The 22,770-nt window shown below is 65.6% G+C and carries 24 protein-coding genes; 11 read left to right on the top strand and 13 right to left on the bottom strand.

Features of this window, described 5'->3' with window-relative positions; translation table 11 throughout:
• Positions 1-5 precede the first annotated feature (5 nt).
• The 5 genes from soxZ to BCY78_RS02480 all read right to left on the bottom strand — a co-directional run bounded on the left by soxZ (position 6) and on the right by BCY78_RS02480 (position 2,870).
• A complete protein-coding gene (gene soxZ / locus BCY78_RS02500; RefSeq protein WP_068297325.1) occupies positions 6-335 on the bottom strand; it encodes a thiosulfate oxidation carrier complex protein SoxZ in 330 nt (109 codons plus the stop codon).
• Positions 336-377: 42 nt separating this feature from the next.
• Complete coding sequence (gene soxY / locus BCY78_RS02495) at positions 378-794, bottom strand: thiosulfate oxidation carrier protein SoxY (protein ID WP_068297322.1); 417 nt, start codon at positions 792-794, stop codon at positions 378-380.
• A 37-nt stretch (positions 795-831) separates the two neighbouring features.
• Positions 832-1,314, bottom strand: a complete 483-nt coding sequence (gene soxX / locus BCY78_RS02490) for a sulfur oxidation c-type cytochrome SoxX (RefSeq protein WP_068297317.1) — start codon at positions 1,312-1,314, stop codon at positions 832-834.
• 210 nt (positions 1,315-1,524) lie between these two features.
• Positions 1,525-2,121: a thioredoxin family protein gene (locus tag BCY78_RS02485; protein WP_068297312.1), complete on the bottom strand. Its 597-nt coding sequence runs from the start codon at positions 2,119-2,121 to the stop codon at positions 1,525-1,527.
• A gap of 11 nt (positions 2,122-2,132) precedes the next feature.
• The gene (locus BCY78_RS02480) at positions 2,133-2,870 is read right to left on the bottom strand and encodes a cytochrome c biogenesis CcdA family protein (RefSeq protein ID WP_068297310.1); all 738 of its coding nucleotides are present in this window, start codon (positions 2,868-2,870) and stop codon (positions 2,133-2,135) included.
• 190 nt (positions 2,871-3,060) lie between these two features.
• Between BCY78_RS02480 and BCY78_RS02475 the strand changes: the two genes are divergently transcribed.
• From BCY78_RS02475 to BCY78_RS02465, 3 genes are all read left to right on the top strand, one after another.
• On the top strand, positions 3,061-3,459 hold the full coding sequence (locus tag BCY78_RS02475) for a hypothetical protein (protein ID WP_068297307.1): 399 nt from the start codon (positions 3,061-3,063) through the stop codon (positions 3,457-3,459).
• Positions 3,460-3,561: 102 nt separating this feature from the next.
• Positions 3,562-3,984, top strand: a complete 423-nt coding sequence (locus tag BCY78_RS02470) for a helix-turn-helix transcriptional regulator (protein WP_233499330.1) — start codon at positions 3,562-3,564, stop codon at positions 3,982-3,984.
• A gap of 94 nt (positions 3,985-4,078) precedes the next feature.
• A complete protein-coding gene (locus BCY78_RS02465; protein ID WP_068297305.1) occupies positions 4,079-5,146 on the top strand; it encodes a YeeE/YedE family protein in 1,068 nt (355 codons plus the stop codon).
• A gap of 80 nt (positions 5,147-5,226) precedes the next feature.
• Here BCY78_RS02465 and BCY78_RS02460 read toward each other — a convergent pair whose 3' ends face one another.
• A complete protein-coding gene (locus BCY78_RS02460; protein WP_068297299.1) occupies positions 5,227-6,129 on the bottom strand; it encodes an MBL fold metallo-hydrolase in 903 nt (300 codons plus the stop codon).
• A 233-nt stretch (positions 6,130-6,362) separates the two neighbouring features.
• On the opposite strand from BCY78_RS02460, the gene BCY78_RS02455 reads away from it, so the two are divergent.
• A complete protein-coding gene (locus BCY78_RS02455) occupies positions 6,363-7,406 on the top strand; it encodes a YeeE/YedE family protein (RefSeq protein ID WP_068297296.1) in 1,044 nt (347 codons plus the stop codon).
• A 55-nt stretch (positions 7,407-7,461) separates the two neighbouring features.
• Here the strand turns inward: BCY78_RS02455 and hutH are convergent, their stop codons facing one another.
• The 3 genes from hutH to hemB all read right to left on the bottom strand — a co-directional run bounded on the left by hutH (position 7,462) and on the right by hemB (position 11,012).
• Positions 7,462-9,105: a histidine ammonia-lyase gene (gene hutH / locus BCY78_RS02450; RefSeq protein WP_068297293.1), complete on the bottom strand. Its 1,644-nt coding sequence runs from the start codon at positions 9,103-9,105 to the stop codon at positions 7,462-7,464.
• 172 nt (positions 9,106-9,277) lie between these two features.
• Complete coding sequence (locus BCY78_RS02445; protein WP_068297290.1) at positions 9,278-9,880, bottom strand: YSC84-related protein; 603 nt, start codon at positions 9,878-9,880, stop codon at positions 9,278-9,280.
• A gap of 133 nt (positions 9,881-10,013) precedes the next feature.
• Positions 10,014-11,012 (bottom strand): porphobilinogen synthase, encoded by a 999-nt coding sequence (hemB, locus tag BCY78_RS02440; protein WP_068297287.1) that lies wholly within the window; start codon positions 11,010-11,012, stop codon positions 10,014-10,016.
• 127 nt (positions 11,013-11,139) lie between these two features.
• Between hemB and BCY78_RS02435 the strand changes: the two genes are divergently transcribed.
• From BCY78_RS02435 to BCY78_RS02425, 3 genes are read left to right on the top strand one after another with little or no spacing between them, the layout of a single operon-like run.
• Positions 11,140-11,667, top strand: a complete 528-nt coding sequence (locus tag BCY78_RS02435; protein WP_068297284.1) for a hypothetical protein — start codon at positions 11,140-11,142, stop codon at positions 11,665-11,667.
• 10 nt (positions 11,668-11,677) lie between these two features.
• On the top strand, positions 11,678-15,100 hold the full coding sequence (gene mfd, locus BCY78_RS02430; protein ID WP_068297282.1) for a transcription-repair coupling factor: 3,423 nt from the start codon (positions 11,678-11,680) through the stop codon (positions 15,098-15,100).
• Between the two features lie 58 nt (positions 15,101-15,158).
• Complete coding sequence (locus BCY78_RS02425) at positions 15,159-15,860, top strand: NYN domain-containing protein (RefSeq protein ID WP_068297280.1); 702 nt, start codon at positions 15,159-15,161, stop codon at positions 15,858-15,860.
• Here BCY78_RS02425 and BCY78_RS02420 read toward each other — a convergent pair.
• Entirely contained in the window at positions 15,857-16,279 is a 423-nt protein-coding gene (locus BCY78_RS02420; protein WP_068297277.1) for a PaaI family thioesterase, read from the bottom strand. The two genes, BCY78_RS02425 and BCY78_RS02420, sit on opposite strands and share 4 nt — an antisense overlap.
• Positions 16,280-16,335: 56 nt before the next feature.
• Between BCY78_RS02420 and BCY78_RS02415 the strand changes: the two genes are divergently transcribed.
• Positions 16,336-17,124 (top strand): enoyl-CoA hydratase, encoded by a 789-nt coding sequence (locus BCY78_RS02415; protein ID WP_068297274.1) that lies wholly within the window; start codon positions 16,336-16,338, stop codon positions 17,122-17,124.
• Positions 17,125-17,214: 90 nt separating this feature from the next.
• Here the strand turns inward: BCY78_RS02415 and purB are convergent, their stop codons facing one another.
• Entirely contained in the window at positions 17,215-18,516 is a 1,302-nt protein-coding gene (gene purB, locus BCY78_RS02410) for an adenylosuccinate lyase (RefSeq protein WP_068297271.1), read from the bottom strand.
• Between the two features lie 91 nt (positions 18,517-18,607).
• Here purB and BCY78_RS02405 point away from each other — a divergent pair, with 91 nt between their 5' ends.
• Positions 18,608-19,624, top strand: a complete 1,017-nt coding sequence (locus BCY78_RS02405) for an FAD-binding oxidoreductase (RefSeq protein WP_068297268.1) — start codon at positions 18,608-18,610, stop codon at positions 19,622-19,624.
• Here the strand turns inward: BCY78_RS02405 and BCY78_RS02400 are convergent.
• Positions 19,612-20,058 carry a hypothetical protein gene (locus BCY78_RS02400; RefSeq protein WP_068297265.1) on the bottom strand — a complete coding sequence of 149 codons (447 nt, stop codon included), beginning with the start codon at positions 20,056-20,058 and terminating at the stop codon, positions 19,612-19,614. The two genes, BCY78_RS02405 and BCY78_RS02400, sit on opposite strands and share 13 nt — an antisense overlap.
• Positions 20,059-20,160: 102 nt before the next feature.
• Here BCY78_RS02400 and moaA point away from each other — a divergent pair, with 102 nt between their 5' ends.
• The gene (gene moaA / locus BCY78_RS02395; protein ID WP_068297262.1) at positions 20,161-21,171 is read left to right on the top strand and encodes a GTP 3',8-cyclase MoaA; all 1,011 of its coding nucleotides are present in this window, start codon (positions 20,161-20,163) and stop codon (positions 21,169-21,171) included.
• Between the two features lie 248 nt (positions 21,172-21,419).
• On the opposite strand, the gene BCY78_RS02390 is transcribed toward moaA, so the two are convergent.
• Complete coding sequence (locus tag BCY78_RS02390) at positions 21,420-21,680, bottom strand: YjhX family toxin (protein ID WP_068297259.1); 261 nt, start codon at positions 21,678-21,680, stop codon at positions 21,420-21,422.
• A gap of 305 nt (positions 21,681-21,985) precedes the next feature.
• Here BCY78_RS02390 and BCY78_RS02385 point away from each other — a divergent pair, with 305 nt between their 5' ends.
• Positions 21,986-22,762, top strand: coding sequence for a sulfite exporter TauE/SafE family protein (locus BCY78_RS02385; RefSeq protein ID WP_068297257.1), 777 nt, complete (start codon positions 21,986-21,988; stop codon positions 22,760-22,762).
• Positions 22,763-22,770 lie beyond the last annotated feature (8 nt).

Below are 22,770 nucleotides of genomic sequence, written 5' to 3'. Positions count from 1 at the left end.
ATGGCTCAGCTGACTTCGAAAGCTTCGGTCGCGGTGTAGACCTCGCCGTTGTCGTCGTACCAGGTGAACAGGAATTCACCCGATTCCGGCACGAGGGCTTCGAATTCCATGTAGGGGTTGGCCGAGATCGCGGGCTCGAGCGCCACGTCGATCACCATCGTGCCGTTAAACTCGCAGGTGAAGCGGTTGATGATCTGGCGCGGAATGGTCTCACCGGCCGAGTTGCGGCGCTGGCCCGATTCCATGTCGTGGTTGACGAGCGTCTTCACGACGATCGAGTCGCCGGCCGAGGCCGAGCGGGGAAGGCGGATGCGGGGTCTGACGTCGGTCATGATCTGAACTCCTGAATGTCGGGGAAGGGCGGATCCTGAACCGGATCAGCCGCCGCAGCCGCCGATGGTCACTTTCACTTCGACCGCGGTCGAGGCGAAGCTGCCATCTGCCATCTTGGCGATCGCCATCACGTCCTGGGTACGGCCCAGACGGATGCGGGTGGCGATCATCGGCGCGCCCGAGCCGGGGCCGAAGGTGAAGCGACCGACATTCGGGGTCGGGTTGCCGGTGGCGATCAGGACGATCTCAGTGGCACCCGGCGCTTCGACCGAAATCGGCACGGTATTGCCATTCTCGGCGATTTCCGGGGCGGTGATGGTCACGCCACCCTCGGCCATCTCGGCGCCGCCAGTGTAGGCCGCGATCGCTTCCTCGGTGGTGGTTGCATAGGCTCCGACGGGCAGCAGGGCCACGGCCGAGGCGCCCAGACCGATCGCGATGGTGTCGCGTCTCGTCAGCATGGGGGAACTCCTTTCAAGAGGGTCGGGGCTGGGCCGATCACTCGGTCAGCGTCATCAGGTAGGCAATGGTGTCCTCGATCTGCTGCGCGCTCAGCAGCGGACCGAAGGTTTCAGGATTCGCGGCGCGGCCGGTATAGGCGTCACCCGGACGGGTGTAGCCATCGACGCGGTAGAAGGACGGCATGCGGGTCTCGGGGAACATGTGCTTGGCATCCACGAGGATCCCGCGCAGCTCGGCCTCGGTCCAGCGGCTGCCGACACCGTCCAGCGACGGGCCGACATTGCCCTGGAACTGGACGTCGGGCAGGGCGGTGAATTCGTGGCAGGCCACGCAATTGCCCTGGCTGCGGTTCGAGACGACATCCACACCCGCGGTCGCGGTGCCGGGCATGCCGGTCAGCGAGTCGGGGATGGTGACCTCATCGACCCAGACCACGTCGCCCGGGGCGACTTCGGCGAAGGCGGCGCCTCCCAGAGCGATCCCGGCGGCGATCAGTCCGGTCACTGCTTTCAGCTTCATGGATGTCCTCCCTGACATTCGACATGTGGCGCTGCGCTCTCCCAAACGCAGGATGAGTGCATGGTAGACGATGGTCTACCGTAAGGGCAACAGGAAATTCAAACATTTGCATATAGATGAAGCAAATGCAGAAAGGCTTCCTGCTACGCTTGAAGAAAGATCCGTAAGCCGCTGAATTGTCAACGCCTTGCGATGCTGCGATGCGGCGATTCAGCCACGGTCCAAGTTGCGGGCGACATAGTGCTGGAAATGCTCGTCGCCCTCATAGCCGCGCTCCAGCACCCATTGCAGCATCAGCCGGGTGGTGCCCCTCTCGAAGGCGCCCGGCATCATCATCACGGCGTTTTGGGCGGCGGTTCCCGATTCGGGCAACGTCTCGGGCATGAACAGCATGGTGGGGGTGAAGACCACGCCCCAGCGCACCATCATGTCGCGCTCGTCCTTCTCCTCGCCATCGAAATCGGTGACGGGGATGTTGCCGAACAGGTTCATCTGCACGACGAAGAAATCGTCCCGCAGCATCTGGGCAATGCGCTCGTCGGTGTAGACATGTTCGTGCATGCGCGTGCAGTAGATGCAGCCGCGCTGCTCGACGAGGATCAGCATGCGCTTGCCGGCGGCATTCGCTTCCTCAAGGTCGTCGCGCATGTCGCGGAAGGTCTCGACCAGCCAGTCGGGCTTGTGCAGCCCGTCCTCGCCCAAGGGCGGGGCGGGCAGATCCTCGGCCCGGGCGGGGCGGATCAGGGACGGTGCGGCCAGGCTCAGGGCCAGGCCCGTGGTCAACAGGGTGCGGCGTGACGTGTTCATTCTGTCCTCCCTCATCCGATGGTGGCGAGCCACGGCATCGTGTCAATCATGAATTGCGCAATCACGTTCAGCGTATTGGTGGCGATCAGCACCGCGAAGACGATGAGCATCACGCCCATGACCTTCTCCACATGGCCCAGCTTGTCGCGGTGGCGGGCGACCCACGCCAGAAACGGCCGGGCAAACAGCGCGGCAATCACGAAGGGCAGGGTCATCGCCAGACCGTAGACCGCCAACAGCAACGTTCCGCGCACCAGATCCCCCATGCCCGAGGCAATCATCAGGATCGCTGCCAGCGCCGGGCCGACGCAGGGCGTCCAGCCGAAGCCGAAGGCAAGCCCCATGACATAGGAGCCGAGGATCGATTGCGGCGAGCCGGCATTCTCGATCCGGGCCTGCCGGTAAAGGAAGCCGATCTTCACCACGCCGAGGAAATGCAGGCCGAACACCAAAAGCACGGCGGCCGCGATCCAGCGCAGCGTTTCCTTCCACTGGATGAAGGCCTGTCCCAGCGCCGTAGCGCCAAGGCCCAGCAGCATGAAGATCGAGGTCACGCCCAAGGCAAAGGCAATGGCCGAGAACACGAGGCGCCGTTGCGCCCCCGGTGCCAACCCTTGATCCGAGCGCAATTCGGCCATCGACAATCCGGCCATGTAGCACAGGTAGAACGGCACCATCGGCAGGATGCAGGGGGACAGAAACGACAGGATGCCGGCCAAAGCCGCCCCGCCAAACGAGATATCGAACATGGGGACCGCCCCTCCCAAAGACGGGAAACAGCCGAAAGCCGTGCCAATCGGGGGCTGGGCCTTGTCGAAGCCGTTTCAAAACATTACAATCTTCATATGTATAATAATCGCCGTCAACCGGATTCGCGTGTCTTCAGGAAACGGATGCGGTAGGGGCTTCGTATGGGTCAGGCGCAGGAGATCTGAGATCATGTCACGTCACGGAACGCGCATTCGGCATTTCGGCACCCGGCTTGCGATGGCAAGCGTGCTTGCGCTGACGGCCCTGCCGGCGATGGCGCAAGAACTTCGCCTGCTGATGATCGAACAGACCGGCTGCTACATCTGCGCGGCTTTCAACCGCGATGTCGCCCCAGCTTACGAGGCCTCGCCCGAAGGCGCCCGCGCGCCTTTGGTTCATGCCGACCTCCGTGGCCCGCTGCCTGAGGGGGTGACGCTGGCCTCGCAGCCCTTCGTCACGCCGACCTTCATCCTGATCGGCGCCGATGGCACTGAGCAGGGCCGCTTGATCGGCTATCCAGGCGACGATTTCTTCTGGCCCTACATCAACGAGATGATTGACGCGGCAACGGAATCTCCCACGGGTTGAGGGGTTTGGCCGCCGCTTTCACTGCGGCCTGAGGCCTTTGGATGTCTCGCTTCCTGCCGTTGCGCGTGCTAGGGTCTGGCCTTCAACGGGAAAGGATCTCGGGTGTCCGGCCACGATGGCCGGGCGCAGGACGGAGACGGCATGGCGCCTGACGGGCAAGACAAGGACGGGGCCTCGGCCTCGGGGGCGCTGAAGGTTTCGGCGTCCGATCCGCGTTGCGGCCCGATGTCCGCGCCCGAGGATCTGGCGCTGGAAGCCCGCGAAGCCGCCGATTTCCTCAAGGTCATGGGGCACGAGGGACGGCTGATGATGCTGTTCTACCTCTGCGAGCGTGACCATACCGTGACGGAGCTGGAGCAGCTGATCATGTCCCGGCAAGCCGCCGTCAGTCAGCAATTGGCCCGTCTGCGCTATGAGAAGCTGGTCACCACGCGGCGCGACGGCAACCAGATCATCTATTCGCTCGCCGATGACCGCGTGCGAGAGATGGTCGCCACCGTGCAGCGCGTGTTCAAGCGGTCCTGACGCCGCGCGGCCAGCGCGAGCCGGCTGATCCAGATCAAGGTTCGCATTCCGGAATTCGCATATCTCACCCCTGTCTGGCAGGAGGAGAGGCGGCATGGATGCGATCATGGCCTTCGTGGAATGGATCGGCGAGGACCGGGCGGGCGCGCTGTTCGGGCTGCTGACCGGCATGGTCTTCGGCATTGCCGCGCAACGCTCGTCCTTCTGCCTGCGCGCGGCAACGGTGGAGTTCGCCCGGGGGATGCTCGGGGGCAGGGTGGCGGTCTGGCTGCTGACCTTCTCGACCGCGATGGTCTGGGTGCAGGGCGCGCAATGGCTGGGCCTGTTCGATGCCCAGGATTCGCGGATGATGGGCGTCGCGGGCAGCTGGTCGGGCGCGGTGATCGGCGGCCTGATGTTCGGCGTCGGCATGGTGCTGGCGCGCGGCTGCTCCGGCCGGCTGTTGGTCTTGGCGGCGACGGGGAACCTGCGCTCGGTCGTCTCGGGGCTGATCTTCGCCGTGGTCGCGCAGATGAGCCTGCACGGATGGCTGGCGCCGATCCGGACCTGGCTGGCAGCCCTGTGGGTCACACCGAACGGGCAGAACCTGAACCTGCTGACCTTGCTGCATTTGCCGGATGAGGCGGGGCTTGTGCTGGGGCTGGTTTTGGCGGTGATCGCGCTTGTCGTGGCGCGGCGCAACCGGATGGGATTCGGGGCGCTGGTCTTCGCTTCGGGCGTGGGATTCGCCGTGGCGATGGGCTGGGTGCTGACCTGGACGCTGGCGCAGGTCGCGTGGGAGCCGGTCAACGTGACCTCGGCCACCTTCACCGGACCGTCGGCCAACACCTTGATGTTCTTCCTCGAATCCTCGCCCGCGTTGAACTTCGACATCGGGCTGGTGCCGGGGGTGTTTCTGGGCGCTTTCCTGTCCTCGCTGGTGAAGCGGGAGTTCCGGTTTCAGGGCTTCGAAGGCGAGGCCAACATGCGCCGGTCGATGTTCGGTGCGGTGCTGATGGGGTTTGGCGGGATGCTGGCGGGCGGCTGTGCGATCGGTGCAGGCGTGACCGGCGGGTCGATCTTTGCGGCGACGGCGTGGCTGGCGCTATTTTGCTTCTGGATCGGGGCGATGGGGGCGGATTTCCTTGTCGATCAACGCGGCGCGCGGCTGGCTGCGGTCTGATCCTGCCAGAAGGCAGCGGGGCGCGGGGGCATCGAGCCCCCGCGCCCCGCGCGCGTCTGCGACGCGCTGGTGCCCTTTTCTCAGGCCGGGACGAAGCGGTAACCGTCGCCCGAGCGTTCCGCACGGCCCAATCCGCCCGGCAGATGGAAGCCTGCGAGCATCATCTGGCTGCTGGCGAGCTGATCGAGCAGCGCCGCGCGCGTGGTCGCGCCAAGCGTCGGGTCCTGATCCGAACTGGTCTCCCATTCCGGGCGCTCGAAGCCGACGTGGTGGTTGCCGATTGCATCGCCGACGACCATCAGGCTCTCGGAGCCATCACGCAGCTCGAAGCTCATGTGACCGGGGGTGTGGCCTGGGGTCATGCGGGCCAAGATGCCCGGCAGGATCTCTTCGCCGTCCTCGAAGAAGGTGACGAGATCGGCCACCGCCGAGAGGCGACGCTCGGCGCCGACAGCAAAGCTCTGGCGGGCGGGGTCGATGGTGGACACGGTGTTCGGGTCGCGCCAATAGTCGAATTCGGACCGGCCCATGAAAATCTGCGCCTCTGGAAGGAAGGGTTCGTCGAAATCATCCAGCAGGCCCCAGATATGATCCGGATGACCATGGGTGATGACCAGATGGGTGATCTCCTCCGGCGCGACGCCGAGGGTATCGAGCGTCTCGGGCAAGAGGCCGGCCGAGGGCTGGAAATCCGACCCTGATCCCACGTCGAACAAGATGACGCGGTCCTCGTGGCGCAGAAGGGTGATGTTGCAGGGCGGCGTCAGGGCTTCACCCTCGATGCCGTAGCGCGCGAGGATCTCGGATGCGCCCTCCGGCATCCGGCCAAGGCTGAAGTCCAGCGGCAGCACGAGGTTGCCGTCCGAGACCATCTCGACCTGCATGCCGCCGAGGCTGACCGACGCGCGCGCGCGGCGGCTGACGAGCCCGGTGCCCAGAAGCGCCGAAGCGCCGAGGGTGAAGCCGCGTCTGGTGATCTGCATGATACTCTCCCATTGGAAAACGGCCCGCGCGAGGGCGGGCAACAGAGGGCGCAGTTTGGGAGAGGAAGCGCTGAAATCACCCTACAGCACCCTGAGATTGCCGCAAGATCCATTCGAACATGCGTATCCGTGCGAAGCCTAGGGCCGAACCCCTTGCTTTCCGCTCGGCAAGTGGGGATTTTGGAGCCTTGGGTCTGGGCTGAGGGTTGCAGGCACCGGCCGGGGAGGGATGTATGGAAAACTTGTCATACGGGGCTTTGGCAGCGCTGTTGGGCCTCGCTTCGGGCGGGATCTTGGGGCTTTCGGCGCGGTTGGGGAACTTCTGCACCTTGGGTGCGCTGGAGATGGCGGCCTATGGCGGCGATCAGCGCCGGCTGCGGCTGTGGGGCATCGTGCTGGCGGTGGCGATCACCGGGACCTTCCTCGGGGTCTCGCTGGGACAGATCACCTTGGGCGAGACCTTCTATCACCAGCTGGCGTGGAACCCGCTGGCCTCGATCGCGGGCGGGTTGATCTTTGGCTATGGGATGGCGCTGGCCGGAAACTGCGGGTTTGGGGCCTTGGTGCGTTTCGGCGGCGGGGATCTTCGGTCGCTGGTCGTCGTCGTGGTGATGGGTGTCTTCGGGTTCATCACCCTTTCGGGGCCCTTGGCGCCGTTGCGAATCGCATTGTTCCCGCAGGAGGCCGCAGCGGGCGAGCAGGGACTATCCGCCTTCGTGGAGGGTCTGATTGGCCTGCCGCCCTTGGTGACGGCTTTGGCCGTCTCGGCCGCGTTCCTTGCCTGGGCTTTGGGCTACGGTCCGTTGCGTCGGCAGCCCGGCGAGATGGCTTGGGGTGTCGTCGCAGGCGCGGCGGTGGGGCTGGCGCTTTGGGGCACGTCTTGGCTGAACCGGGAGAGTTTTGGTGAGGTGGGCGTCGAGGGGCTGTCCTTTACCGCGCCGGTGGGCCGGACGTTGATGTATCTGATGACCTCGACCGCGGGCGGGCTGAACTTTTCGGTCGGGGCGGTGATGGGCGTGATGGGCGGCGCGCTGGCGGGATCGCTCTGGCGCGGGATGTTCCGCTGGGAAGCCTGCGAAGACCCGCGCGAGTTGGGGCGGCAGGTCGGTGGTGCGGCGTTGATGGGCGTCGGTGGCGTGCTGGCTCTGGGATGTTCGGTCGGGCAGGGCGTCAGCGCCTTCGCGACGCTGGCCTGGTCGGCGCCGGTGACACTGGCGGCGATTGCGGCGGGGGCCTTGGTGGGGCTGCGGCGATTGATTGGCGTGGCGGCGGAGTGAAGACCCGGGGGCTTTGCCCCCGGACCCCCAGGATATTTTCAGAGCAAAGATGAGGTCAGGCGGCGAGGAAGGCGTCGATCTCGGCTTGGGTGTCGGCCATGGCCGCGGCGATCACTTTGCCCTCGCGCAGGTCGGTGAGGATGCCCTCGACCTTGTCCTGAATGAAGCCTTCGGTGTCGTTCCACAGGAGCGGCTTCTCGGCGTCCGGGGCGCCGAGGGCCACCGTCCTTGCGGCGCGGTAGAGGGCGGCGTTGCGGGTGGACAGCAGGTCCGAGGCGTCGAAGCCGGGGCGGACGGTGTTGGCCCGAAGCTCCACCGCTTGCACGGCGAAGACCAGCGCGGCGGCGAGGAAATGCTCGCTGGCATCGACCGCCTCGCGCGCGAGGTTGGCCGCGTTCATCGCCTGGCTGTTGATGTTCTGGTTGAATTGCTCGGCATGGCTTGGGTAGAGGTCGACCATCGAGCGGCCGTAGAACTGCACCAAGGGCGCCACCGAGTTGCAGGTCAGCTGCAGCGATTTCAGCCCCATGTTCAGCCCGTGATCGGGGTTGCCGACCAGAGACGGCGGCAGGCCGTTGTTGAACTCGGGCGTGACCAGCATGGCGATCTGCACGTCGAGATGTTTGAGCAGCATCGCCAGCTGCGCGCGCAGCGTGTCGCAGGCGACGCCGGTGTATTGCGCGAGGAAATTGCCGGTGTGGTAGACCTCGCCGGTATCGGGATCGACCAGCGGGTTGTCATTGGCGGAATTCGCCTCGGTGGCGATTTGCTTCGCCGCGACGGCCATCATGTCGACGATGGGGCCGGTGTATTGCGGCAAGCAGCGCAGCGAGTAGCGGTCTTGGATGAGCTTGCCCTTGCGGTGGCCACGCTCGCCGGCGGCCTCGCCGCGGATCAATATCGAGCCCTCGAGCAGGTTACGAAACAGGCTGCCCACGAAGACCTGACCCGGATGCGGCTTGATCGCCTGAATGGTGGCGTGGAAGCTCTGGTTGGTGGCCAGAAGCGCTTCGGCCAGCAGGGCCTGTGTCGCAAGACCCAGTGCCAGCACGCGCGCGCCGCGGCCCATGGCATTGGCGGCGACACCCGTCGAGGCGGTGGTGCCGTTGTTCATCGCCAGCCCCTCCTTGGGGCGCAACGTCAGGGGCTCCAGCCCGAGCTTATTCAGCGCGCTGTGACAATCCATCGTCTCGCCATTCCAATCGACGAGGAACGCGGGATCGAGCCCGATCACCGAGGCGCCGATATAGCTGAGCGGCACAAGGTCGCCCGAGGCCCCGATCGAGCCGCGCTGGAATGCATGGGGTGTCACGCCCGCGTTGAGGAAAGTCACATAGCGCTCGATCAACTCCAGCCGGACGCCGGAATAGCCCTTCATCAGGCTGTTGATCCGCAGCAGCATCGCGGCGCGCACATCCTCGGCCGGCAGGCGCGGGCCGGTGGCGGTCTTGTGGTGCCAGAGCGCGATATGCTGCAGCTCGATCATCCGCTCCACGGGTACGCGCTGGTCGGCCATGCCGCCGTAAAGCGTGGTGACGCCGTAAACATCCTCGCCATTGTTGACGGCAGCCTCGATCCGGCCTTGGCTGGCCTCGATCCGGCCCAGCACCTGCGGGTCCTGCGACAGCGCGATCTTGGCGCCTTTCGAGACGGCATTGATTTGCGAGAGCGTCAGGCCCTCGCCGCTGATGGTGATCATCCGTTCCTCCCTGAATGAGCAAGGGGGAGGCTAACAGCGGCACCGCATCGGTAAATGTTTATTTTCCACGGAAACGAATGAAAGCCTGCGCGGATCGGCAATTCGTGTTGCGCAAAGGAAAAGGGCGCGGACAAAGCCGCGCCCATCGGAAACTCTGCCCGCTATGCGCGCGTCAGGGGATGATGCGCTGGTAGCGCACGCCGGCCAGCGAGGCCCCGGCGATGAGACCGGCCTGACCGAAGACCACGGCGATCACCGGCGAGAAGACGGTGGTCGTGGTCACGCCCGCCGAGCCGCCCTGTTCGGGCAGCGCGTAGCGGATGTCGGCCGAAGCAGCCCAGCCTTCGGAGCTGCGGAAATCCTGCAGCGCCTGCGGGGTCATGAAGAACAGCACATGCGCGAATTGCTGCGCGCCGATCTGCAGACCGGCCGAGACGCGGGTGGCCGAATAGTAATCGACCGTCGCGTCGTTGATCCGCAAAGCGCCTTGCCCGAACGAGCCGCCGACGAAGAAGCCGGCCTCGGTCACCAGCGGCATGTAGAGGATGCCTTGGGCGTTGGCGAACAACGGCGCCAGTTCGTTATGGTTCTGGCGCAGGTAATCGCGCGTGGCGTCGACGCGGGCATCCAGACGCTCGGCGTTGAAATTGCCGACCGGGTTGCCGCAGGCGGCCAGAAGCGAGGTCGCCGCGCCGCCGACCAGCAAGCCACGACGCGAGATCTGGGGGGAAACGGCAGGCGAAACGGGGCGCGTTGCGCGCAGGTCCTGGGTCATGCTCATCCTCGTTCACAAATGGCCCGGGATCTGGCGCCCCGGTGGCCGGAAATTCCTGTGGCGCAAAGTCTACCCAAGGGGGCGTGCCTTGTCATGCAAAACACGCCCCATCGGCAAGAAACCGCGCGTTATCTCAGGCTTTGAGGGCCTTGGCTGCCGCAGGGGCGAAATAGGTCAGAACACCGTCGCAACCCGCGCGTTTGAAGGCCAGAAGGCTCTCCAGCATCACGGCCTCGCCGAGCCAGCCGCGCTCCATCGCGCCGGCCAGCATCGCGTATTCGCCCGACACCTGATAGGCGAAGGTCGGCACGCTGAACTCGTCCTTCACGGCGCGGCAGATATCGAGATAGGGCATGCCCGGCTTCACCATGACCATGTCCGCCCCTTCGTCGAGGTCACGCGCCACGCAGCGCAGGGCCTCCATCCGGTTGCCGGGGTTGATCTGGTAGGTCTTCTTGTCACCGACCAAACGCCCCGAGGCGCCGACCGCATCCCGGAACGGGCCGTAGAAGGCGGAGGCGAATTTGGCGGCATAGGACAGGATCGCCACATGCTGGTAGCCGGCTTTCTCGGTCGCGGTCCGGATGGCGCCGATCCGGCCGTCCATCATGTCCGACGGCCCGAGGATATCGGCCCCGGCCTCGCATTGCGCGAGCGCCATCTTCACCAGCGCTTCGACGGTCGGGTCGTTGACGATCTCCTCGCCGACAACGAAGCCGTCATGGCCATTGGCATTGTAGGGGTCGAGCGCGATATCGGTCATCACCGCCATCGAGGGAAGCTCGGCCTTGAGCATCCGGATCGCGCGGTTGGTCAGGTTCTCAGGGTTCCATGCCTCGGCGCAATCTTCGGTGCGCAGGGCCTGATCGGTGTAGGGAAAGAGGCAGATCGCGCCCACACCGGCCTCATGCGCCTCGGCCGCCTTCTTTAGCATCACGTCGAGCGACAGACGGCTAACGCCCGGCATCGAAGGGATCGCCTCCTCGACGCCCTGACCCTCGCGGATGAAGACCGGCCAGATCAGGTCGGCCGCGGTGAGTTGGGTCTCGGACACCAGATCGCGCAGGGCGGCGTTGCGGCGCAGGCGACGAAGACGGGCGGCGGGATAGGCGGCGGGGGTATGGACGGGCATCGGGCTCTCCCTTTCTGCGTCGTCTGAGTGCCACGCAGCGGGGGCAAGCTCAAGCCCGGACGCATTCCCGGCTTGGCCCCGCCGGTTTTCCGCATTAGTCAGAAGGGCGCAATCCTGGGACGCTTACGTGAATCTGACGGACTCGCTCTTTTCCACCATCGACTTCAGGTCCTTCTCGAACCTGTGGTTCTGGCTGGTGCTGGCCGTGGCCTGGTCGAACCTGACCCATTTCGTCATGGGCGTGCCGTTCGACCTTGTGCAGCGGGCCCGGCGCAAGGGCGGCTGGATCATGGACGACCTGAACACGCTGGCCCAGATCCAGGCGCGGCGCCGGCTGGAGATCATGCGCAGCTCCGGCGCGGGGATCCTCGGTTTCTGGATGACCGTGCTGACCATGTTGGCGGTGCTGGGCTTCTGGTACGGCTACGAATTGTCACAGGCCCTGTTCCTGCTGCTGGCCCCGATGACGCTGGCCGGCTGGCTGGGTCTGCGCCTTGCCGCGCGGGTGGCCGAAGGGGGCCTTGCCGACCGCGAGCTGGTGCGCGCCCTGTTCTGGACGCGCGTGTTGATCCAGTCGATCGGCTTGCTGGCGATCCTGGTAACCACGATGTGGGGCATGTGGCACAATCTCACCGCGCGGGCCCTGGGCCTCTGAGAGGAAGAGTATGACGGCAGACAAGATCCTGCTGGGCGGGGCCCCTGAGGGCTTCGACGCGGAACTCCTGCGGCGCGAGCTGACCAAGCGCAACGCGCCGGTGATCCATGTCGCGCGCGACGACAAGCGGCTGGAGGCGATGCGTGCGGCGCTGGCCTTCTTCGCGCCCGATCTGGTTGTGCTGACGCTGCCCGCCTGGGATTGCCTGCCCTATGACCGCGTCTCGCCGAACCCTGAGATCCTCGCCCGCCGCATGGCGACGCTGGCGGCGCTGGTGCAGGGCGTGCCGGGCAACTTCGTCCTGCTGACCACGCTCAACGCGGCGATGCAGAAGCTGCCCGCGCGCGAGACGGTCCAGTCGTCCAGCTTCATCGCCGAGGTCAACCGCCGCGTCGATGAGGAGGGGTTGCGCAACTACCTCGCCCGCATGGGCTATTCGCCCAGCCCCACGGTGACCGAGCCCGGCGATTTCGCCGTGCGTGGCGGCATCATCGACATCTTCCCGCCGGGCGATGCCGAGCCGGTGCGCTTGGACCTCTTCGGTGACACGCTGGATGGGTTGCGCCGCTTCGACCCGGTGACCCAACGGACCACCGGCAAGCTCGACCGGCTGGAGCTTGCGCCTGCCTCCGAGGTAATCCTCGACGAGGCCTCGATCACGCGTTTCCGTCAGAACTATCGCGTCGAGTTCGGCGCGGTCGGCACCGACGATCCGCTGTATGAGGCCGTCAGCGCCGGTCGCAAGCAGCAGGGGATGGAGCATTGGTTGGGCTTCTTCCACGCCAAGCTGGAGACGATCTTCGACTATATGCCCGGCGCCTCGGTGATGCTGGACGACCAGATGGCGACCGCCCATGGCGCGCGCTGGGAGACCATCGCCGACCAATACGACAACCGGGTCGAGGCGATGCGGGTCAAGGGCCGGGTGGACACGGTCTACAAGCCTGCCTCGCCGGAGTTGCTGTATCTCGACGAAGCCGCGTGGGAGGCCGCCTTGGCCCCGCAGCGCGTGGTCCGCTTCTCGCCTTTGCCGCAGCCGCCGGGACCGGGTGTGCTGGACGCGCAAGGCCGCCCCGGTCGCAGCTTCTCGCTGGAGCGTCAGCAAGATGATGTGAATATTTTCAAGGCGCTGCGGGATCATGTTCAGAAAGAACGCGACGCGCGCGGCGTGGTCATCGCCTCGTGGTCCGAGGGCGCGCGAGAGCGTCTGCAGGGGCTTCTGGCCGAGCATGGGCTCAAGGACGCGAAGCCCATCAAGGACGCGCGGGACCTGAAGGGCAAGGGCACGGTCGGTCTGGTGGTCTGGCCGCTGGAAGCGGGCTTCGTCACCCCTGATCTGACCGTCGTGTCGGAACAGGACGTGCTGGGCGAACGCCTTGTCCGGTCGTCGCGCAAGCGTCGGCCCGAGAATTTCCTGACCGAAGCACAAAGCCTCTCGCCGGGCGATCTGGTCGTGCATGTGGAACATGGCGTCGGGCGCTATACGGGCCTCGAGACCATCACCGCGATGGGCGCGCCGCATGAATGTCTGGCCTTGGAATATGCGGGCGGCGACAGGCTCTATCTACCGGTGGAAAACATCGAACTTCTCAGCCGTTACGGGCATGAGGAGGGGTTGCTCGACAAGCTCGGCGGCGGGGCGTGGCAGGCCAAGAAGGCCAAGCTCAAGGCCCGTATCCGCGAGATGGCCGACAAGCTCATTCGCATCGCCGCCGAGCGCGAGCTGCGCAAAGCGCCCGTGCTGAACCCGCCCGAGGGCCTCTGGGAGGCCTTCGCCGCCCGTTTCCCCTATGCCGAGACGGAGGATCAGCTGAAGGCTATCGAGGGCGTCATCGACGATTTCGACCGCGGCCGCCCGATGGACCGTCTGGTCGTGGGCGACGTGGGTTTCGGCAAGACCGAGGTCGCCATGCGCGCGGCCTTCATCGCTGCGATGTCCGGCCTGCAGGTCGCCGTGGTCTGCCCGACGACCCTGCTGGCGCGGCAGCATTTCCACAGCTTTACCGAGCGTTTCCGGGGCTTTCCGCTTGTTGTCAGACAATTGTCGCGCTTCGTCGGCGCGAAGGAGAGCAGCGCCACGCGCGCCGGTCTCGCTGACGGGACGGTCGATATCGTCGTCGGCACCCATGCGGTGCTGGCGAAGACGGTCAAGTTCCGCAATCTCGGCCTGATGATCATCGACGAGGAGCAGCATTTCGGCGTGCAGCACAAGGAACGGCTGAAGGAAATGCGCTCGGACATCCACGTCCTGACGCTGACCGCGACACCGATCCCGCGCACGCTGCAGCTGTCGCTCACCGGCGTGCGCGACCTGTCGCTGATCTCGACCCCGCCGATCGACCGTCTGGCAATCCGCACCTATGTGTCTGAATTCGATACGGTCACGATCCGCGAGGCGCTGCTGCGTGAGCGCTTCCGGGGCGGGCAGTCCTTCTACGTCGTGCCGCGCATCAAGGACCTGCCGGAGATCGAGGATTTCCTCAAGCAGCACGTGCCTGAGGTCTCCGTGCTGGTCGCCCATGGCCAGATGGCGGCGGGTGATCTCGACGAGCGGATGAACGCCTTCTACGACGGCAAATACGATGTGCTGCTGGCGACGACGATCGTCGAATCCGGCCTCGACATCCCGCGCGCCAATACGATGATCGTCCACCGCGCCGACATGTTCGGCCTGTCGCAGCTCTACCAGATCCGGGGTCGCGTCGGGCGCTCGAAGACCCGCGCCTATTGCTACCTGACGACGAAGCCGCGGATGCCGCTTACCCCGCAGGCCCAGCGGCGGCTCAAGCTGTTGGGAAGTATCGACAATCTCGGTGCAGGTTTCACTATCGCCAGCCAGGACATGGACCTGCGTGGCGCCGGCAACATCTTGGGCGAGGAACAATCCGGCCATATCAATGAGGTCGGCTACGAACTCTACCAGAACATGCTGGAAGAGACGATTGCCAAGCTTCGGTCCGGCGAGATGGCCGATCTGTCTGAGGGTCAATGGGCGCCGACGATCAACCTCGGCGTGCCGGTGCTGATCCCCGAGGATTACGTCACCGACCTCGACGTGCGCCTCGGCCTTTATCGTCGCCTGTCGACCTTGGAGAAGAAGGTCGAGTTCGAAGGCTTTGCCGCCGAGCTGATTGACCGATTTGGGGAATTGCCCAAGGAAGTGAATACCTTGCTGGTCGTTGTTCGGATCAAGGCGATGTGCAAGAAGGCCCAGATCGCGCGGCTTGATGCCGGGCCCAAGGGCGCGACGGTGCAGTTCCACATGGACAAATTCCCCAATCCCAAGGGCCTCGTGGAGTTCCTGCACGACCAACCGGCTGCGAAGATCCGCGACAACAAGCTGGTCCTCTTGGCCGATTGGTCGAGCGAGAAGGACAAGCTGCGCGGCGCCTTCGCCATCGCCAAGGGCCTCGCCGAGAAAGCCGCGGGCTGAGCTTTACGCGCCGACCCGCCCGACCTACGCTGAACGCGCATGACCAAGGAGGCCTGACATGGCCCGCAACGGAATCCCGATCCTCGCCGTCCTCATCGACGCCGACAATTCCTCGCCCCGCTGGTCCGAGGCGATCTTCGAGGAGATCGCCAGCCTAGGCGAGGCCTCGGTGCGCCGGATCTACGGCGATTTCTCGCGCCAGCAGATGTCCGGCTGGCAGGAGAAACTGCCCGCACTGGCGCTGGTGCCGCACCATCAACCCGCGAATACCGTTGGGAAAAATTCGTCTGACATTGCTCTGGTGATCGATGCGATGGACCTTCTGCATTCGGGCCGCTTCGACGGCTTCGTGCTGGTCTCTTCGGACAGCGATTTCACGCGCCTCGCCAGCCGAATCCGAGAACAGGGGCTGGATGTCTATGGCATCGGCCAGCAGAAAACGCCCGAGGCCTTCCGCAAGGCCTGCAAGCGGTTCATCTTCGTCGAGAACCTGATCCGCGAGGCCGAGCCGCGCGAGGCGCCGCGCTCGAAGACCTCGCCAATGGATGCCGTGCCGCTCATCAATGCGGCGATGCAAGCGCTTGATCCGGAAGGGGAATGGTTCCCGCTGGGGACGATCGGCCAAACCATCCAGTCGACCCATCCGGATTTCGACAGCCGCTCTTTCGGCTGCTCGAAACTTTCGGAGCTGGTCGAGAAAGCCGGGCGGTACGAGACCCGCCGCAACGGCGCGCAGTTGGAATTGCGGCGCAGGGATTAACGCTTGGGTGGAATGGCATAGGTCATCGAGGACCGCGCCAGCACCGCCTCCGATCCCTCGTTGCGGATCAGCACATCGCCCACGGCCAGCGTCTTGCCCAGCTTGTGCAGGCGCGCGTAGCCGATCAGGTCGCGGCCCGATTCCGGTTTGCGCATGAAGTCGATGGAGGCGTTTGTGGTGACCGCCAGCGCTACCGGGCCGATCATGCCTAGAAGCACCGCGTACATGGCCAGATCGGCCAATGCGAACATCGAGGGGCCGCTGACGGTGCCGCCGGGGCGCAGATGCTGCTCGCCGATCAGCATGCGGATGTCTGCCTCCATCGGCGCCACGCGCTCGACGCGAAAATCGGCCGCGACCTGCGGAAATTCCGCCTGCATGAAGCGGTTGAGCGACGCTGCGTCCATCGCGTTGGTCATGCTTTCCTCCCTCTCTCCCGGACCTTAAGCTCAGGCAAAGCCGGAGGGAGGGCAAGATGAGCGACGAATTGGTCCTGTGTGACGTTGCGGAACGGGTCGCGGTGCTGACGCTGAACCGCCCGGGCGCGGCGAATGCCCTGTCGGACGCGATGCTGGCGGCGTTGAAGGCGCGGCTGGAGGGGATCGCGGCGGACGACGGCATCAAGGTGGTGGTGATCCGGGGCGCGGGGAAGGTTTTCTGCGGCGGACATGACCTGAAGGAGATGCAGGCGGGCAGGGCGGCCGAGGATGGGGGCGCAGCCTATTTCGCCGACCTCTTCACCCGCTGCGGCGCGCTGATGCAGCTGATCCCGCAGATGCCGCAGCCCGTGATCGGGCAGGTGCACGGCATCGCCACCGCCGCCGGGTGCCAGTTGGTCGCCGCTTGCGACATGGCGGTGGCGGCCGAGGACGCGCGCTTTGGGGTGAATGGGGTCAATATCGGCCTCTTCTGCTCGACGCCGATGGTCGCGCTCAGCCGCAATGTGCACCGCAAGCAGGCCTTCGAGATGCTCACCACGGGCGAGTTCATCCCCGCCGCCCGCGCCCGCGAGATCGGCCTCGTCAACCGCGTCGCGCCGCCCGATCAGCTGGAGGCCGAGACCATGGCGCTGGCCAAGACCGTCGCCGGCAAGCTCGGCGCGGCGGTCCGGATCGGCAAGCGCGCCTTCTACGAACAGGCCGGCATGCCGCTCGATCAGGCCTATGACTACACGCGCGACGTGATGGTCGAGAACATGCTCTACCGCGACACGGACGAGGGCATCACAGCCTTCATCGAAAAGCGCAAACCCGACTGGGCCTAAGCGAAAGGCGCCCGGCCCAGAACCGCGCGCCCCTCATCTTTACTCTGCAAATATCCTGGGGGTCCGGGGGCAAAGCCCCCGGTCCTGAGCTCAGCCAAACACGCGTCGGAAGATCGTATCCACGTGCTTCGTGTGATATTCCATGTCGAACTTCGCCTTGATGCCATCGACACCCAGCGCCGCCACGACATCCTTGTCGGCCAGCAGCTGCTCCTGGAAATCGACGCGATCTTCCCAGACCTTCAGCGCGTTGCGCTGGACCATGACATAGGCGTCCTCGCGCGAGACGCCGGCCTGTGTCAGCGCCAGCAGAACGCGCTGCGACATCACCAGACCCGGGAATTTGTTCATGTTGTCCAGCATGTTCTGCGGGAACACGAGCATCTTCTCGACGACACCGGCCAGACGGTTCAGCGCGAAATCCAGCGTCACGGTCGCATCCGGGCCGATGCCGCGCTCGACCGAGGAATGCGAGATGTCACGCTCGTGCCACAGCGCCACGTTCTCCATCGCCGGGATCACCGTCATGCGCACCAGACGCGCAAGGCCGGTGAGGTTCTCGGTCAGCACCGGGTTCTTCTTGTGCGGCATGGCCGACGAACCCTTCTGACCCATCGAGAAGAATTCCGCGCCTTCCAGCACTTCGGTGCGCTGCATGTGGCGGATCTCGATGGCGACGTTCTCGATCGAAGAAGCGATCACGCCCAGCACGGCAAAGAACATCGCGTGACGGTCGCGCGGGATCACCTGCGTCGAGATCGGCTCCGGCTTCAGGCCCATCATCTTGCAGACGTGTTCTTCGACCTCCGGATCGATGTTGGCGAAGGTGCCGACCGCGCCCGAGATCGCGCCGGTGGCGATTTCCTCGCGGGCCGCGCGCAGGCGGGCGAGGTTGCGGTCGAACTCGGCATAGAAGCGGGCGAAGGTCAGGCCCATCGTCGTCGGCTCGGCGTGGATGCCGTGCGAACGGCCGACTCGGACCGAATACTTATGCTCTTCGGCACGGGTCTTCAGCGCGGCCAGCACCCGCTGGATCCCGGCCTCGAGGATATCGGCCGCACGCACCAGCTGCACGTTGAGGCAGGTGTCGAGAACGTCCGACGAGGTCATGCCCTGATGGACGAAGCGCGCCTCTTCCGAACCGACATGTTCGGCCAGATGGGTCAGGAAGGCGATGACGTCATGCTTGGTGACGGCCTCGATCTCGTCGATGCGGGCCACGTCGAATTCCACGTCCTTGGCCTTCCAGACGGCCTCGGCGTTCTCCTTCGGGATCACCCCCAGCTCGGCCTGCGCGTCGCAGGCATGCGCCTCGATTTCGTACCAGATCTTGAACTTGGTCTCGGGCGACCAGATGGCGACCATCTCGGGGCGGGTGTAGCGGGGGATCATGGGGAATCCTTCAATTCTGGCGGGGTTGCGGGCCTGATAGACCCCGACGTCAAGGCGTGCAAGTCTTGCGCGCGGGAATGGAGGGCAAGCGATGCGGGTTGCGGTGATCGGAGCGGGGATTCTGGGGGCCTCGGTGGCGTGGCATCTGCGTCGGGGCGGCGCGTCGGTCACGGTCTTCGACGCCGGCGGGACGCAGGCGACGCCCGGCTCTTTCGCCTGGATCAACGCCAGCTGGGGCAACGACCCGATCTATCGTGCGCTACGGTTGGCCTCGATGGAGCTGTGGCCGACCTTGGCGGCGGCAGTGCCGGGCACGGGGTATCGCCGCTGCGGTGGGTTGATGTGGGATCTGCCGGAGGCTGACCTGCGCGCCTTTGCCGCCGAGGCCGAAGACTATGGTCGGCTGGTAACAGGCGCCGAGGCTTCCACCTTGGAGCCGGGCCTCGTCGCGCCGCCCGAATTGGCTTTCCACGCGCCCGGCGAGGCGCAGCTGGAGCCCCAGCCGGCGGCCAAGGCGATGGCGGGGCCGGTCACAGAGGGGCGCGTGGCGCTGGACGAGACGCGGGGCCGGCCTGAGGTCCTGATCGACGGGGGCCGTGAGGCCTTCGATGCCGTGGTGCTGGCGGCGGGCGAGGGGGTGAATGCGCTCCTCGCGCCGCTTGGGCTGCAGGTCGAAATGTCAGCGCCACCGGGCCTGCTGGCATGGTCGCAGCCGGTCGCTCCGCTGCTGAACGGGCTGGTGATGGCGCCCGAGTTGCATCTGCGCCAGACAGCGGAGGGCCGGATTGTGGTCGGCGAGGATTTTGGCGGCTGCGATCCGGGGGCGGAGGCCGAGGCCTCGGCGCAGTTGCTCTTCCGGCAGGCCTCGACCCTGCTGGGGCGTGAACTGACGCTGGAGCGCTACACCGTGGCGAAGCGGCCGACGCCGGGGGACGGGCGCCCGGCGGTGGGGGCCTTGCCGCTGCCAGGTTTCTATCTCGCCCTCAGCCATTCCGGCGTCACGCTGGCGCCGGCGATCGGGGCGATGCTGGCGGACGAGGTCCTGAATGGCTGGCGCGACCTGTTGATCGCGCCTTATGCACCGGAGCGGCTGATTTACTCGGTATAGACGCGCAGCGTCGCCAATTGGCCCAGCGGCAGGCCGAGCGCCTGCATCGCCTGAACGGAGATCGTGCTGCCCGCCGTGGGCGCAGCGCCCGAGGGCCGCAGCTCGACATCGAGCGACCCGCCCGAGGCGGTCTCGACCCGGCCCTGTTGCGTTTCGCTGACGAGGCCGGTCATCACCCAATTGCCCGGCGCGGTGCCTCCGAGGCCGGCGAGCGTCTCGCCCAGCAGACCGTCCGAGGCGGCTTCGGGCGGCGGCGGCACGTTGCCGTCGGCATCGGCGCCCGGCGCGGTGCCGGCCATCTCGGTCGCGTCGGCGGGCGCGGCGGCCACGGGGGCATCGGGCCGGTCGTCGCCGCTGAAGAACGGCAGCGAGCAGGCGGTGAACAGGGGGGCCAAGGCCAGAAGGAGGACGGGGGTTGGGATAAGACTGCGCATGGCCGAAAGTCTAGCGCTGACCCCCGGTTGCGGCAAGGTCGCTCCCTTGCCGCTTGCGTGAACGGGTATTAGGTTTCAACCCTTGAGGAGACACTGCCCGCCATGACCCAGCAAGCCCCGCTCATCGATCCCTTTGCCCGTGCGATCCAGTACCTGCGGGTCTCGGTCACCGACCGCTGCGATTTCCGCTGCACCTATTGCATGGCCGAGCACATGACCTTCCTGCCGAAGAAGGAATTGCTGACGTTGGAGGAGCTGGACCGCCTGTGCACGGCCTTCGTCGGCATGGGGGTGGAGAAGCTGCGGATCACCGGGGGCGAGCCGCTGGTGCGCAAGGGGATCATGACCTTCTTCGAAGCGATGAGCCGGCATCTGGCCACCGGCGCGCTGAAGGAGCTGACCCTGACCACCAATGGCTCGCAGCTGGCGAAGTTCGCGCAGCCCTTGGCAGATGTGGGGGTGAAGCGGATCAACGTGTCGCTCGATACGCTCGATGACGCGAAATTTGCGCAGATCACCCGTTGGGGCCGGCTGCCGCAGGTGTTGAAGGGCATCGAGGCGGCAAAGGCGGCCGGGCTGCGGGTAAAGCTGAACGTGGTGGCGTTGAAGGGCTTCAACGAGGATGAGCTGTTCCCGATCGCCGAATGGTGTGCGGCCGAGGGGCATGATCTGACCTTCATCGAGGTCATGCCGATGGGCGACATGTCCGAAGAAGCGCGGCTGGATCAATATTGGCCGCTGAAGGACCTGCGCGCGCGTCTGGCAGAGCGCTACACGCTGACCGATCTCGCCGAGCGCACCGGCGGCCCCGCTCGCTATGTGCGGCTGGAGGAGACGGGTCAGAAGATCGGTTTCATCACGCCGCTGACGCATAACTTCTGTGAAAGCTGCAACCGCGTGCGCCTGACTTGCACCGGGGAGTTGTTCATGTGTCTGGGCCAAGAAGACGTGGCGGATCTGCGCGCGCCCCTGCGGGCGTCGGAGGACGATGCGCTGCTGGAGGATGCGATCCGTGCTGCCATCGCGCGCAAGCCCAAGGGGCATGATTTCGACTATTCCCGTCAGAAAGTCGCGGGGCAGGTCAGCCGGCACATGAGCCATACCGGCGGGTGAGGGGTTTCTCCCTCAGACACGACGCCTGCGGCGCCGCGTCTTCGGGCGACCAACAAGGCAAGGGGGCCTCGCTTCGCTCGGCATCAGGGGGGCTTTGCCCCCCTCGGCCTGCGGCCTCACCCCCCAGGATATTTTCAGAACGAAGATAGTGGGGGCGAGCGCCATCGGGTGCCGCGCTGCACTTTCACTTTGTCCCAAATACTCGCTGGGAGGTCCGGAGGGGCGGCAAGCCCCTCCGGGGTTCGGTGTCAGGCGCGGTTGTCGAGTTGGGCGCGCACCGAGCGGCGGCCGAGGTCCGAGATCCGGTAGGGGCTCGAATGGCGGCTTTCGATCAGGCGTTTGCGCTTCAGTCGGCCGACGACGTCGAGCGTGCAATCGGTCAGAAACGCCCCGTCATGGGTGATGCAATCGACACTCAACAGGCGGCCGTTGGGGCCGCGCTGGTAGCGGATGCAACCGCCTTGGGCCAGCACGTGCAGCACGCGCTGTTCCTGTCTGGAAATATTCATTGTCAGTCCTGTGTGAAATCCATGTCTCGAGGGAGCACTCGCGGCGGTCGCGGTTCCCTCGGTGGATCACTCCGCCTCGGCGGCAGTGATCAGGCGTTCAGCACAAGCTCCAACATGCACAAGTCCTTATCGGTCATGCGTTCCGGATCGATATCTGCGCATTCGGGGCGACAGGTCAAGGGGCGGGGTTTTCTTTACCTGTGCAGGAGTTTACCGTCCGGCCATTCCACCCCCCGCCTGCGAGCCGCAATGCCCCTCTGCCAACCGACTGACGTCGCCGCGATCTCTGCCCTGAGGGCGCGCGCATGACTTTCCTTGACACCTGGACCGTTTTCCACAGCCCGGCGATGCTGTGGGTGACCCTGCTTGCCGTGGGGTTGGTCGGGCTGTCCAAGGGCGGGCTCGGCGGGGCCTTCGCCTTGATGGGCGTGCCGGTGATGTCGTTGGTGATGCCGCCGGTTCTGGCCGCTGCCGTCTTGCTGCCCGTCCTGTTGTCGATGGACGCGGCCAGTCTTTGGATCTGGCGGCATTGGCGCGACACCGAGGTGCTGAAGGTGATGTTGCCCGCCGCGATGATCGGCATCGTCATCGGCTGGGCCACGGCGGCGGTGACCTCGGATGCGATGGTGCGGTTGCTGGTCGGGTTGGTGGCGCTGGGGTTCGCCTTGCGGGCGTTACTGGGCCGGTTCATCGGCATGGCGCCGCGCTATGTCTCGCGCATGGGCTGGCTGTGGGGAACGATTGCCGGCTTCACCTCGTTCGTGGCGCATGCCGGGGGGCCGCTGTTCCAGATCCAGGTGTTGCCCAAGCGGCTGGATCCGAAGCTGTACACCGGCACCTCGGTGCTGTTCTTCGCCATCCTCAACAGCGTGAAGGTTGTGCCCTATGCGGCGCTGGGGATGTTCGAACAGGAGGTGCTGATCTCGGCCGCGCTGCTGCTGCCGCTCTCGGTGATCTCGGTGCGGATCGGGGCGGCGATCATCAAGCGCATGGGCCCCGAGGTCTTCTATCCCTTCACCTATTCCATGGTGTTGATCGTCGGCGTGAAGCTGATCTGGGACGGGATCAGCGCGTTGCTCTGAGAGCGCCT

It is taken from the genome of Pararhodobacter sp. CCB-MM2 (assembly GCF_001691415.1).
Taxonomy (GTDB): domain Bacteria; phylum Pseudomonadota; class Alphaproteobacteria; order Rhodobacterales; family Rhodobacteraceae; genus Pararhodobacter.
The sequence above is the reverse complement of the archived record's forward strand: the minus strand, read 5'-3'. Positions and strand labels throughout refer to the sequence as shown.